The organism is Spirochaeta lutea (assembly GCF_000758165.1).
In the GTDB taxonomy this organism is placed as follows: domain Bacteria; phylum Spirochaetota; class Spirochaetia; order DSM-27196; family Salinispiraceae; genus Spirochaeta_D; species Spirochaeta_D lutea.
Map to the genome: position 1 here is coordinate 68,822 of NZ_JNUP01000048.1, position 13,811 is coordinate 82,632.

A 13,811-nucleotide genomic window follows, 5' to 3' on the forward strand; every position below is an offset into this window, starting at 1 on the left:
GTTTACCCCCAAAGCTCAGCGGTAAGCCCGGCGATCTCGGCGCGCTGGTCGGCCGTCATGGTAATTAGCGGACTGTTGTGGTCCCCGGTGTCCTGATTCTCCACGATCAGCACCCTGCTGCCTGGACTCAGGGTGTGGGTGTGGTAGGTCCCGCGCTTCACATTGTAGGCCACTAAGGGCTCCATATTCAGGGCCTGGACGGCCTGTCCGGGTCCTTCGGATTCAAAGAGGATGCAGCGACCCTCCAAGAGCACAAAAACCTCGTCGGTCTGGTCGTGACGCTGCATGGTCTTGAGGTTCTGCACCTCCAGGTCCTGGCAGTCTGTAAGAACAGCCACCCGCCAGGTCTGGAAATCGATGAGGGGCAGGTAGCCCTGGGCCTGTATGGGATGCTGTTGGATCATTGGACGGTCACCTCCATGAGCAGGGTTTCGGCGCCGGGGTCGGCGGCGGTTACCAGGGACGCCGGGATAGTCACCCCCCGGCCCGGTTTTTGATCAGGGGCGATTTCCATGTCTCTTCCCTGGAGGGTTATCCGGGTTATCCGGTAATCTCCAGCCGAGGGATCCTTCTCGGGAACCAGGTACCGCAGGGTGATGTCCCTGCCGGCAAGGTAGATGTCGGCTTCAAGCACGCCCCGATCATCTACCAGGGCCCGGGTAAACCGGGGGCGGATTAACACATCCCCCCGCAGCCCGCGGATCCCCAGGGTCTGGGTTAGCAGGGTCAGCATGTACCAACTGGCCGACCCGGTCAGGTAGGGGTACATGCCCCGGCCCTGCTGATTGATGTATTCGGGAATCCCCGGGTACAGACGGTTCAGGTCCGCCTTACGGGTATGGTCCCAGATCGAGAGCAGGACCCTCTCCGCCTCCCGGTTCAGATCCCGGACGGCTTGGAATAGCTGATTACCCTGCCCATCTCCGTTAGACGCCCCGGAAAGCAGCCTGTCCGGCCAGGCGTAAAGACCGTAGGCGTACATCACCGCCATGTGGCTGAACATTGCCCCGTTCTCCTTATGGCCGTAGGCGAACCCGAAGAGACGCCCCATATCCAGCTTGACCACCTTGAAGTCGCTGTTTAAGCGCACCCCGCCGAGATCATCGTCCCAAAGCCGCCGGCGGACCGTGTCGACCACGGCCTGCACCTGCTCCGGTCCGGGTACTCCGGCCATGATCGGAAAGGTCTGGCCCGTGAGGGTTATATTCGGCTCCTCCTGGGGATTCCCCGAGGGCTGCTCCAGGCGGCGGTGGTGATCATCGTAGTATCCGTTGAACCAGGAATAATCCCCCTGCTCAAAGAACTCCTGGCCTCCAACCTGGGCCAAGAGGTTCTCGCCCATCTCCGCAAGAATCCGGGCAATCCCCGATGCGGACATTACGATGGTATCCCCGGAAAGTCCCCGGGCCACCAAATCGCAATACTCCTCTAAGCGCTGGCGCCGCAGCCGGGGAGACATGGGGGGAACATCAACCCCGTCCTGGCCGCGGAGTAACACCTGGAGTTCCTTGGGCAGTACGAAGGATTCCGCCAGGGACCGGCGCTCCAGTTCCCGGACAAGCCGGGATAGAGAAATAAGGTTTTTCCCGTACAGGGCCGTAAAGGCCACGCTCTCGCCCCGGTTCCGGGCCATGTCCATTCCGTCGTTCCAGTCGGCTCCTTCCAGGGACAGGCTGCCGGACTCCCCGGCGGCGTGGTAGGCGGTGAGGTGCTGAACCAATACATGCTCAAGAACGGATCCCTGGTGCTCCTTTCCACCCAACCGGGTTTTCAGGACGAGGCCGTTTTGAGGGCTCCAGGCATCGGAAACCTTGGTGCAGCGGTGGGTGTGCTGATCCTGAAAATAGCTCTGCCGGCGCAGGAGAAAGGGGAAATCCCCGGTCTGATCCAGGTAGAGTTCCAGGGTCAAGAGAGGCCAAGCCCCGTGGTCCATCCAGAGTCGGGGAATATTGTTCCGGTCCGCCAAGAACTCTCCGGGTTTGTCCCCGATAATGGTAGCATTGCTTCCGTCTATCCGCACTCCCGCAAAGTTGTGGTACAAAAGATCTGACACCTGTTCGGGTTCGGTCAGGAGCAGGGCAAGACAGTCCTGCCAGAGGTCCCGCCATCCCCTGCCTCCCCGGCCGTAATCATGATGGGGCATGAACGAACAGCCGAAGATTCGGCGCATGGTGGGCTGGAGGGCGACCCAGGCGAGCCAGGAGTCCAGCTCCTGGGTCCCCGTCCGGATGCGCATCCGCCGGATTTGGGCAAGCCAGTACTGCTCGGTATCTTGGAGAGCCCGGCGCTGGGCTTGAACATCCAGGAGGTTCCGGGGCTCCTGTAATAGTTCTGCCGGCCCGGGGTTTTCCATCCGACCCGGGTACTCGCCCAGGCCTGCAACCATGGTTATGGTCAGAGCCTGTCCCGAAGCAAGGCTCTGGGGGGCGAATCGGAAGCCCGCCAGGGTTTCCACTCCGTCCACCCGGTCCCCCGGACCAGCCGGGGCAGGGGTATTATCCAGGACCGCCTGGGGGAACTGCATACAGCCCGCCTCCCCGGTAAAATCGGCCTGATCGGCAAAAAATCCGTCCACGGCCATCCTGGACCCCTGGTACCATCCCGCCGCCAATCCGTAGTAGCACATGGCATTCGGATTGTGACCCCGCTCGTCAAAGGAGAGGGTTGGCCGGAGAATCACCCCATCCTCCAAAACCCATGCCCGGTTCAAGAGACTGGTTACATGACGGTGGTCCCGGACCGAATCGGCGCTGCGGCCGTAGAGCATGTAGGCCCCGGTTACCACGATCTCCCGGTCCTCACCGCTGATATTGCTGATTTCCACCCCGGCACATTCCAACAACCCGCCCTCGGCGGGAGAGAAGAAATCCGCCACGGCCTTCAGCCCCAGGAGCCGATTGGTACGGATCAATCGGTACCAAAGCATCCCGGCCTCGAGCCTGGACTCCGACCCGGGATCGTGGACCCCATCCCCCTCATGGGCGAAGACCGACCACGACCCTACCCCGGGTACATGCACCCAGAGGTTTCGGGCGGCGGGACCGTTTATGACATCCTGCTCGCTCACCGGGGGAAAGAGGAAGCTATTCTGATCCAGCTTTGCATCTCCCTTACCCCGGGGGGTAATAACAGCCTTGTACCCCCGGGCATTCATCAGGGGGAAGTAGATGCCCCGAATGGCCTCGGGATTATCCTGGGAGAACCGTCCATTCTCCGTGTATTGGTTGGTCATACCGCCGCTCCTTCAAAAAGGATCTCCATGGCCGTCAGATTCGCGCCCCGGATATCCTGTGCCTTGGCCCCCAGCAGTTTGGGGCCGGGCATGGTTTCAATGCTGCCGTCCCGGTAATGCAGCCGGTAGGAAACCGGCTCATCCCCCAGATACACATCCCCCCCGGGGCGTACCCTTAACAGCACCCGTATCCGGCCCAGAAGGTAGGCCTCAATCACCCCGTCCTCGGAAAAAAGCCAGCCGGGCAGCTGAGGCCGAACCTGGAAACAGAGCTGCCCGTCTTCCAGGGAGAAGGGTTTCCTCCCCCACAGGGCAACCTGCCACATCTCTAAAAACTCTGCCGTCGACCCCGACAACCGGGCGACGAAGCCCCTGCCGTGCAGGCGCACATCGGGATGCACGCTGGACACAATAAAGGAGGAATTCTCCGTGGTGCTGCGTCCGTACATCACCGGGTTTAGAAACGGCACCAGGGCCTTCCGGGCCTCCTGCCAGAATTCCCGGCCAAGCCCGGCCTTCAACAACTCCAGGAGGAACTTATACTCCATGTGCAGCCAAACCGATTCGTTCTCCAGCCACCCTGGTGTAAAGGCCCGGGCCCGTCCGATTTGGTTCGGCTGCTCCGCCAAGGACTCATTGACCTTGTACATACCCAGCACCTCATCGTAGAGCCCTGTGGACTTAATCCGTTCCAGGATTCCTGCCACCGAAGCCCCGTCCCCGGCAATCTTTGCCTGCTTTACGATTCCCTCTAAAAATAGGGGCATGGGGGTGTATTCAATATCTTTCAGGGTGATTCGACTGCCTCCCTGACCGTCGGACTCTGTATCCCAGTCCACCGCCCGGCCGATAAAGTAGGTAGGCACCAGGCCGTCCCTTCGAACAGCCCTTGCCCTGTCCATGGCGCGGCCGAGTTCCGTTCTGGCCGCAGCCACCCATTCCCGGAGAACCGGCCCCTCCAGGCATTCCATCTCACCAGGGAACCGGCGGTACACCCCTTCCCGGTACTCTTCCCGGAGGGTACTCACCCGGTCCCAGTAGGCGAACCGGGTCAACCCGCCCTTGGCCAGCTCGTCCAGAGCCCCCAGGGTTCCGCGCCACAGATTTCCCGCAAGAACCGGTATCTCCACCCTCACACCGTCACCCCCGGCTTCCAGACTCTCTTCCAGCATCACCGCAAGGCGGTAGAGCTCAGCAGTCTCGGAGGTAGATGAACCGAAGAGGGCCGGCAACCCGTTTAATGCGTCATACCAGCCGGGCTTCCCGGCCTCCATCTCTATACCGATCCCCTGGGCGTCCAGGGTGGTGAGCTTTACTCCCAGAAGCACCAGAAGTTTCTCCGCCAGGGTGCTGGTGAACACCCCGCCATCCTCCCGGGTTATCAGGGTCGTCTCATCCGGCTCGTCACCGTGCTCCACCCCGTGGAGCTGAAGCACCTGGCCGTCCACCAGGGTGTAACGCTTGCTGCGGGGCAACACCTTGGCACCGGGGCTCGTATACCCGTACACAGGAGTCCCGAAGAACAATTCTTGCATCCCGTCGGGATACACGCTTAGAAAGCTATCGATCAGATCCAGGGTGTAGGTCCAGTGGTCGACCCAAAACCCCTCGCCGTGGTTACTGGTAAACACCGACTCAGCCTGGGAGAGCAGCTGACCAAGCTGTTCCTCAATACGGCTCCTGGCCGCTACCTCCCCGGTGACTCCTTCTTTACCGTCCCGGAGGTGCTTTATCTCCAGGAGGCGCGCCGCCTCCCCGGGCGTGAAATCCCGGGCGAGCATGCCCGCTAACTCGGTATCCTTCCGGGGATGTATCCCCAGGGCATCCATGACCGGGGACCGTTTTTCCGGGGAGAGCCGAAAGACCCGGCCCCGCACCACCAGGGGGTTGTAGCCGTCGGGTTGGATGAGGCTCATAAACTCCCGGATGATGGAATCACCGACCTCGGGATGGAACTGTACATCCAGACGCCGGTTCTGATTTACATCCCGATAGTTCCCATAACCCCGGGAGTAATACTCAGGCAGGAGATTGAAGGCATTATAATCCCGCTCCAGATCCCCGTGTTTCCGGCTGAAGAGGTAGTACCACTGAGCCGGACCGGCGGTTTCATCCCGGGACTCACCGGTATCTCCGGCGGTCCCAATCATCCAGGGATAGCCTCCCCGGAGGATATTATCCAGGTGGGTCTGCTTCAGGTACTGGTTAAACACCGGATCGGCGGTCTTACCGGTCATGGGACGTACCAGCCGGTTAATCAATGCACGGTTCTGCCTTCTGTTTTCCTCAATGAACCCCGAGGCCATGATGGTGGGGAGCAGCCGGGCAACCCGATCGGGGGTATCAGCCGATCCCACCAGGGTATGGATGGTTACCGACTGCCCTTCGGTCAGATCAAAGCTGCCCGCTGAAAATCCGCAGGGAAATCTGCCGACCCGCACCTGGGGACAGGCTAATAAATCTCGGAGGGTTCTGGAGTAAAATCCCTCGGGAGTCCGAAAGCCGGTATCCTGGGAAAACACCGGTTCGGGATCTACAATACAGGGCAATACCCGTTCCAGGGCTTCCTCCACCCCTGCCCCGGACGCCCTATTCCCGTCCCCGGGAATATCGACGAAACTGAAGAAGTAATTTCCTTGGTGCTGCTCTGTCACATGGGTCTTATCCTCGGTGGAACTGGATAACCGGGCATACAACCCCTTGCCCCGGATATCCTCGGCCAGCATCCAGCCCGTCAGGGTATTCGCCATATCCTTAAGAGCCTCGTCGCTGGATCCGAAGGGAACCAGCCGGGGCAGCCCGTCCAGGACCTCGAAGGATACCGGCGCATCCGAGGTATTAGTAATCGTTACCGACCGGATAAGACCGGCCACAGGCTGTTCAAAGAGGGTCGAATACTCCACCCTCGTACTGAGCGGCTCCGATGCATCCCGGATACTCAGCCCGTCCAGACCGATATGCATCTCCGAGGGTGCCCCCCCGGCAAAGGCCTCAAACATCCGCGGGGCTCCGGCGACCCCCTTATGGATCCGGTAGAAGGTCCGGAACCCCAGGGTATGCACATCGTGGTAGGCCTTCACAGCGGGCTGGAATTCCAGGATCGCCCCGTCCTTATTATCCAAACCGATACTGCAGATCCCTTGGCCCCGGTTTACATAAAAAACCCACAGGGGAATTCCGAAGGGCCCGCTGATCCCTGGCAGAAAACTGGCAAAGGCAGGGGTCTGCTGGTAATCCTTTATCTGTACTGTTCCATCGTTGTCTAGGGTATACATACATCATTCCTTGGAACCATACCGCAACACCGGAATGGTTGGTTTATTCTATCAACTATCATACTACGGCAAAACCAGTCATCTGTAAAGCAAAACCTGGTATGCAAGCCTATGGACGGATGACGGTTTTTCACCGGGAACATAAGTGCGAATAGTCCCGGAGCATACTCCTCCACCTGCCCTAGGCCACCAGGCATCCCCGCCCCGGGAAGGCCCCGGGGACAGCCTAGCGCCTCACGCCCTATTTTTAGGAAGCCGGCCAGGTAAGGCTCACCACCGAGTGCTCGGGAACTGTGAGCCCCACCCCCTTCCCGGTTCGTCCCTGCTGGAATACCCCCAGCTCCCGGGCTGTCTCCCCAGGATTGAGGACCGCCAGGCCAAACCGGCCATCCCGGTCCCTGGAAGCTGCCATGTAGAGCCCCTGGGCCTGGTAGCTCCGGGTTCCCAGAATCACACTCCCCGGGGTAAACACCCTGGACAGATGCCCCAGATAGGTATGGGAGGTTTGAAAAGTAAGCCGTCCCTTATCGGGTTCGCAGAGGACCGGGGCATCGCAGAAGTTTCCTACGTGATTCGGGCCGCCCCGGTAGTCCAAAAGCAGGTTCCAATCGATCCAGCCCCCGCAGCCCTGGGCAATATCCGATAGAATATGTTTCCCATAGATCTCCCCCCGGTCCCAGCGGCCGGGCTTAGCGCCCCCCTCGATGGTAGATTCGGTCAAGATCAGGGGTTTTCGGGGATAGCGCTCCCGAATTGGACCCAAGAGTTCGGAATCGAACCCGGAATACCAGTGGTAGCCGATGCCCCAGATATAGGCCGATGCAGAAGAATCCTCCAGAGAGACCCTGCACCGGGCATCCAGCCGGTCCCGGTTATGATCCCACAACAGAATGCGTACATCCTCCAAGCCCGCGCGCTTCAGAGCCGGCCCCAGATGATCCCGAATAAAGGCCGTCTCCTCCTCGGGGGTGTACAGACAGGAATCCCAGATCTGCTTGGCCTCGGGCTCGTTCTGTACCGATACGTACCGGATAGGGATTCCCTCCTGCCGGTAGGCCTGAATGAACCGCACAAAATGCTCCGCCCATACCCCGTAGTATTGGGGCAGGAGGGAACCTCCGTAGTTCATCTGGCCGTTGTCCTTCATCCACCAGGGAGGGCTCCAGGGACTTACCATAATTTCCAGATCCGGCTGAACCGCCAGGGCATCCTTAATCATAGGAATGACCCATTGCCGGTCCCGCTCGATGGTGAAGGTTCCCAGGCTGCGGTCTGCCTGCCCGGGGGTGCAGTTGTAGTTGCCCAGGGCAAAGTCACAACTATTCATATGAACCCGGCCCAACACATAGCCGGTGCCTGTAACCCCCTCGCCGGGGTGGGTACCCGCGGGTGCACCGGCTCCCGGCACATCGCCGGCCCCGGTCCCGGCGAAGTAGCTCCGGATAAACCTGGTCTTCTCTTCCCGGGGCAGCTGGCTGTACAGCCACGCCGAAGCCTCGGTAAATGCCCCGCCGAAGCCGTAGAACATCTGCCGCTCGTCTCCGGGAACCACCCAAACCCTGGCGCAATCCCTTCCCGAACCGGGGCTGCTGCCCTCCCCGGCCTCGGTTCCGGCCGGATCCAGCCCCCGGCCGTCCTCGGGGGTATCTTCCCACTCAAGCTCCAGGGGTAATACCCTATTCCCGGTTTTCCGGGCCGTTATCCGTGCGTCTATCATCCCAGTCCTCCCTTGCCTTCACTCCGCATCAATAGGTCAGACCGTATCCCAGGGGATATAGAACCTCATCCTGCCCCACCCCGTCACCCAGGGGTAGATCTGCAGGATCCGCGGGCCAGGTATAAGAAAGCCGGCCTGAAGGGCGTTCAAGTCCAAAGAGAACATCAGCTATCCCCTGCGCTTGGGTCCCGGGCAGCCATGCGGCCACCAGGGCGGAACTGAGTTCCCGGACCTGTCGGATATCAACAGGCCGGCCGGAATACAAAATCGTAACCAGGGGGATGTCCAGTGCGGCGGCGGATGAAATCACCCCAAGATCAGCCCTGGAAAGTCCCAGGGTCATGGAATCGCCTTCCATCTCCGCATAGGGGCTCTCGCCGATTACCGCCAGAACCGCTGCCGGTCTGGGATCCCCCTCCTGGAGCTTGCCGTCGGGCCGGTAGATCACCTCCACCCCCTGGCTGGCGGCATAGTCGGTGACTGCACCCAAGAAGGTTGTGCCCGGGATCTTGTTCCCGGTAAAGCCCTGCCAGCTCAGGGTCCAGCCCCCGGACTGGCTGCCGATGTCGTCGGCCTTGTAGCCAGCCACCAACAACACAGGGGTTTGATTTTCCTGGAGGGATTCCAATGTCAGAGGCAGTACCTGCCCCCGGTTCTCCAGGACCACCACGGACTTCGCGACGGCCTCCCGGGCGAGTTCCCGGTGGGCATCGCTGCCGATGTGATCAAAGAACTCCCGCTTCGCAAAGGGGTTCTCAAAGAGCCCCAGGGCAAATTTTACCTCCAGAATCCTATACACCGCCTCATCAATACGCGCCATGGTCACCCCGTCGCTCAGGACCGATGCCTTGAGATTACGGATGGTGCCTACATAGTCATCCGGTACCATGATCATATCAATGCCGGCCATGACCGCCTTGGTAATCTGCTGCATGGCGGTTCCCGGAAGCTGTTTTACCGCCGCCCAGTCGCTCACCAATAGACCCTGAAATCCCAGGTTCCGGCGCAGCATACCGTCCAGTATCTCTGCATCCCCATGAACCTTCTTCCCGTAGATGCTATTGAAGCTGGCCATCACCGATCCCGCACCCTCGGCAAGACCCGCAACGTAGGGAGGTAAAAACAATTGTCGGATTTCTTCCATGGGCATCTCAACATTGCCCTGGTCCCGGCCGTTCACCGTGCCGCCGTCCCCGATAAAATGCTTCAGGGTCGCCAGAATGGTATCCGGTCTTGCCAGTCCGTCCCGGGGATCTTCCACCCCCCCAGGCCCCTGGTATCCCCGGACCGCCGCGGCCCCCAGGCTGCTCACCAGTTGGGTATCCTCTCCGAAGCCCTCGTAGGTTCTACCCCAGCGAATGTCCTGGGGTACGGCCACCGTTGGAGCAAAGTTCCAGTTTACCCCGATGGCTGCGGTCTCCAGGCTTGTTGCCCGGGCAATGCGTTCCACCAGGTCCGGGTCGCCCGCAGCCCCGAGGCCGATATTATGGGGAAAGATCGTTGCACCCAGGAGGTTGTTATTGCCGTGCACCGCATCAATGCCGTAGAGCAGGGGTATGCCCAGCCTGGTGGACAGGGCCTGCTCCTGGAACGAATCAATCATATCCGCCCATCCCTGGGGGGTGTTTTCCCGGGGAGCCGAACCGCCGCCGCTCAGGATAGATCCCAGGGCGAAGGTAGCGATATGCTTAGGGTTCTGTAAAAAGCTCCGGTCGACCTGTATCATCTGGCCGATTTTTTCATCCAGAGTCATATACGACAACAGATCCCGGGCCCGGTCAGCCGGCGCCGCTTTTGCATCCCTGTATAATGCATCCTCCGGGGGCGCGGCCAAGGGCTGTTCACCAGACCCGCCCGCATTGCTGCTCCCCCTGGGGGTTCCGGCACAGCCGAGTACCGCCAGAAGAAGCACCGGTATCAATACAATCAACCAACCTAATTTCCTGTTCATAATCTATCCTTTCGTCTATGTGTAAAAGCCTGGAAACCAGAGTCCCCTACGGAGAGGCCGGAATACAATTGTCCAGCCCGCCGGGACGGGATGGCGAGGCTGATTTCCCACGCTCTTGCACACAAGTACTGGTATAAAAAAGCCTGCCCGGGACGGAATCCGAGGCAGGCTTGGTGGCTACAAGGACCGCTTGTCCAGCCTCTTGGTTATCATTCGGTTTATTATGGTCATAACCATAATAATGAAGAACAATAACCAGGCTATGGCGCTGGCCTTACCGAACCGGGTAGCTCCCCATCCGGTAAACATCAGGTAATACGCCGAGGTTAGTCCGGTATTCGCCGGTCCTCCCATGGTTTGGTACCCGCCCATCAGAACGTAGGGTTCGTCAAAGAGCTGCATACCGCCGATGATACTCATGGTAACCCCGAAGAAAATAATAGGAATAAGCAGCGGAATAGTCACCTTCATATGGGCCTGCCATTTGCTTGCTCCGTCTATCTCCGCGGCTTCGTAAAGCTCCCGGGGTATGGCCTGAAGTCCTGCCAGATAGATAATCGTATTCCATCCGATGAACCGCCAGTTAACCAGGGTGGCTATCATGATCTTCGCCGGCCACTCCTCGGTGAACCATTTCACGTTTTCACCGCCCAAGGCCTTGATCAGATAGTTCATCCATCCGAAGTTGTTGTCAAAAATCTGGGAAAAAATCAGGGTTGCTGCAACAGTACTGGTGATGTAGGGCAGAAAGAAGGCGGTCTTAAATACCTCTTTCCCCTTGAGTTTTACATCGTTCAGCGTAATAGCCAAGGGAATCGCCACCAGGTGCTGGGTCATGGATCCGAATATCAGAAGCCAGAAGGTATTGAGCAGGGCCCGCATGAAGAAGGGGTCGGAGGTGAGCAGATTCACATAGTTCCGCAGGCCGACAAACTCCACCGGACCGCGCATGGTCCAACGCCAAAATGAAATATAGATGGAGTATCCGATGGGATACAATCCAAAAACCAAAAACAAGATAAAGAAGGGGCTAATGAAGAAGTAGGGTGCGATCTTCTTATTGCCAAGTATATTCACTTTCATGGGATACCTCCTAACCCTTCACCGCGCCGGCGGCAAGGTTGGCAATAATTCTTCTTGAGAAGAACAGGAAGATAATCACCAAGGGCAGAATGGAGAGAGCTGTACCGAGCATCAATCCCCCGTAGTTGCCGTCGCTGCGTACAAAGAGGGATGACAGGGACACCTGCAAGGTAGAATTCCGGGGATCAGGGAGCATTACCAGGGCCCCCAGGAAGTTATTCCAGCTGCCGACAAAGGTCACCGTCCCGAGGATCGCAATTCCCGGCTTAGCCAGGGGAAATACAATATTGGGAAGCATTTGCAGCTCATTCAGACCGTCGATACGGGCCGCATCCATCAAGTCCAGCGGAACAGCTTCCTCGAGAAACTGCTTCATCAAAAAGATACCAAAGGAATTCGCCATTCCGGGAACAATCAAGGGAAGCCAGGTCTGATACCAACCGAAGGCCACCATCATCCTGAAAAAGGGAATAATATTCAGGAAGGGCGGAATCGCCAGGGTCAACACAACAAACATTAGTATCGCATTCTTACCCTTGAAGTCATACTTCGCAAAGGCAAAGCCCCCCAGGGTACAAAAGAAGATCGTTGTAACCGTGGCCAACACAGCAATCCCGAGGCTATTACCGAAGGACCGCATAAAGGGTATCTGCCGGAACAGTACCTCCAGGTTCTCCGCCACGGAGGTTCCAAACCAAACATGGGGCGGGTTTGCAAAGGGCACCGGATGGGTCGCCAGAACAAACACGTAATAAAACGGAAAGGTAAAAAGTAAACCAAAGAAAATCAGAATGACATACTTACCCAGGACCGGCAGAGAAAACTTGCCTCGGCTCTTGTTCTTCAAGGTCTTTTCAGTGTCCCGGTAAAATGTCATAGGATCCGCAGGGGATATATTTGAATTTTTCATATAACCATCCTTAAAAGAAGATCCGGCCAACCCGAGGGCCGCCGGATCTTCCTGGCATTACCGTACTTACTGAATAGCAGCCAGAATCTGAGCCTTGGCTTCGTTGTAAGCCTGCTCAACACCGGCCTGGCCAGTAATTACCGATGTAACCGCATTACCCCAGATTGCCAGGGCAGTGGCATCGTATTCGGATACCTTTGCATTAGGCATACTCTGAGCAACATCAGCGAAGATCTGCCGAACCTTGTCGCCGCCGAAGTAGGCAACGTCTTCGTTCATAACAGGATCATCGTAGGTGGTGGTCAGGGCAGGATAGGCATCGATGGTTTCGAAGGTAATCAGCTGGGCATTTTCGCTGGTGGTCAGGTACTTAATAATTTCCCAGGCAACAGCCTTCTTGTCAGCAGGAACCTGCTCGGGAATACCGAGGTATGTACCACCAAGGGCAGCAGGGAACTTTCCAGGCAGGTAGGTGATTCTCCAGTCGGTTACCTCGGGGGCCATCCAGGTCCGCAGGGCGCCGCCGAACCACGCACCGTTAACCATCATGGCAACATCGCCGTTCTTGAAGCTTTCTACCCAGGGTCCTGACCATGCGCCGTAGTCGGCATCAATACCGGCATCACGCACAGCTTTAACCAGTTCCAGTACATTCATGAACTTCTGCTTGGGCTCCAGGGGCTTGCCGTCTTGGAACCAGCCGCCCTTTCCGCCGTTGATGGGAACAAGGGCAACATCGTTAGCATGGGGGAAGGCAATCTGGCCGGCAGCCTTCAGCTGCTCGCCGATCTCGATAATATCGTCCCAGGTCTGAGCATTGATAATATCCTGAGGATCTACCCCGGCAGCCTTCACGAGCTCTTCCCGGTAGAACATAACGGCAGGAGCAATATCAACAGGCATAGCAACCAGGGCTCCGTCGGTGGTGGTGGCGTTGGCCATGGCAAAGTCAACCAGGTCTTTACCAACCTGTGCGCCGTTAAACGGAGCCTGAGCAAGGTTGGTAAGTCCGCCGCCTTCTACAAACTGGGCAATATACCCAACTTCCAGGGCCTCAATATCGTTGGTCGCCTCATTGGCAGCCAATACAGTGGTCAACCGGCTATGGTGACCGCCGAAGTCGCTGGTCTGGTAGGTGATGGTGACGTTGGGGAACTTCTTTTTAAAGTCCTCAGATGCAAATACTGCGGTATAAGCAGCCTCAAGGTCTCCGTACAGACCCAAGCTCACCTCGTACTGTTTGTTAGGATCGTAAGCAGGAATCGCTGAACCGCTGGCTCCAGCCTCCCCTTGTCCGGCAGCAAAAACTGCTGTCATCACCATTGTAGTCATGATGATCAATGAAATTAGACGCCTCATGGCATACCTCCCTCATTCATGCGTCGTGATTAATCTGCTTCTGCAGATTGGTTGATTTCTTCAACCAACTCAATCATCCCATGACTTTCGGGTCTTGTCAAATAAAAATCATATTTTTTTTGGATAAGGGGATTTTAATGCCCGGCTCTCCGTCTTCTTCCGGGTTTTTGCAGTAAACTGCGAGTGGGTTGGTTTGTTTCTTCTTTCAATTTCCCAGGATTCAGGGATCTATCCCGGGATTGGTAGGGATATGGCCCCCCGGGTATTTGACCAATCCAGCTTTT

The 13,811-nt window shown here is 58.0% G+C and carries 8 protein-coding genes; all 8 read right to left on the bottom strand.

The features are described 5' to 3' along the window. Nucleotides 1-2: 2 nt before the first annotated feature. Nucleotides 3-404 carry a cupin domain-containing protein gene (locus DC28_RS05785; protein ID WP_037546792.1) on the bottom strand — a complete coding sequence of 134 codons (402 nt, stop codon included), beginning with the start codon at nt 402-404 and terminating at the stop codon, nt 3-5. Further along, nucleotides 401-3,232 carry a GH36-type glycosyl hydrolase domain-containing protein gene (locus DC28_RS05790; RefSeq protein ID WP_037546793.1) on the bottom strand — a complete coding sequence of 944 codons (2,832 nt, stop codon included), beginning with the start codon at nt 3,230-3,232 and terminating at the stop codon, nt 401-403. Before DC28_RS05790 ends, DC28_RS05785 begins: the two co-directional genes overlap by 4 nt. Further along, nucleotides 3,229-6,507: a hypothetical protein gene (locus tag DC28_RS05795; RefSeq protein WP_052078517.1), complete on the bottom strand. Its 3,279-nt coding sequence runs from the start codon at nt 6,505-6,507 to the stop codon at nt 3,229-3,231. Before DC28_RS05795 ends, DC28_RS05790 begins: the two co-directional genes overlap by 4 nt. Before the next feature lie 247 nt (nt 6,508-6,754). Then, entirely contained in the window at nt 6,755-8,224 is a 1,470-nt protein-coding gene (locus tag DC28_RS05800; protein ID WP_052078518.1) for a glycoside hydrolase family 30 protein, read from the bottom strand. A gap of 28 nt (nt 8,225-8,252) precedes the next feature. After that, nucleotides 8,253-10,175 carry a glycoside hydrolase family 3 protein gene (locus tag DC28_RS05805; RefSeq protein ID WP_052078519.1) on the bottom strand — a complete coding sequence of 641 codons (1,923 nt, stop codon included), beginning with the start codon at nt 10,173-10,175 and terminating at the stop codon, nt 8,253-8,255. A gap of 177 nt (nt 10,176-10,352) precedes the next feature. Then, nucleotides 10,353-11,258, bottom strand: coding sequence for a carbohydrate ABC transporter permease (locus DC28_RS05810; protein WP_037546794.1), 906 nt, complete (start codon nt 11,256-11,258; stop codon nt 10,353-10,355). A 10-nt stretch (nt 11,259-11,268) separates the two neighbouring features. Continuing rightward, nucleotides 11,269-12,168: a carbohydrate ABC transporter permease gene (locus tag DC28_RS05815; RefSeq protein ID WP_238565778.1), complete on the bottom strand. Its 900-nt coding sequence runs from the start codon at nt 12,166-12,168 to the stop codon at nt 11,269-11,271. Between the two features lie 66 nt (nt 12,169-12,234). Continuing rightward, nucleotides 12,235-13,527 carry an ABC transporter substrate-binding protein gene (locus DC28_RS05820; RefSeq protein WP_081941993.1) on the bottom strand — a complete coding sequence of 431 codons (1,293 nt, stop codon included), beginning with the start codon at nt 13,525-13,527 and terminating at the stop codon, nt 12,235-12,237. Nucleotides 13,528-13,811: the final 284 nt, after the last annotated feature.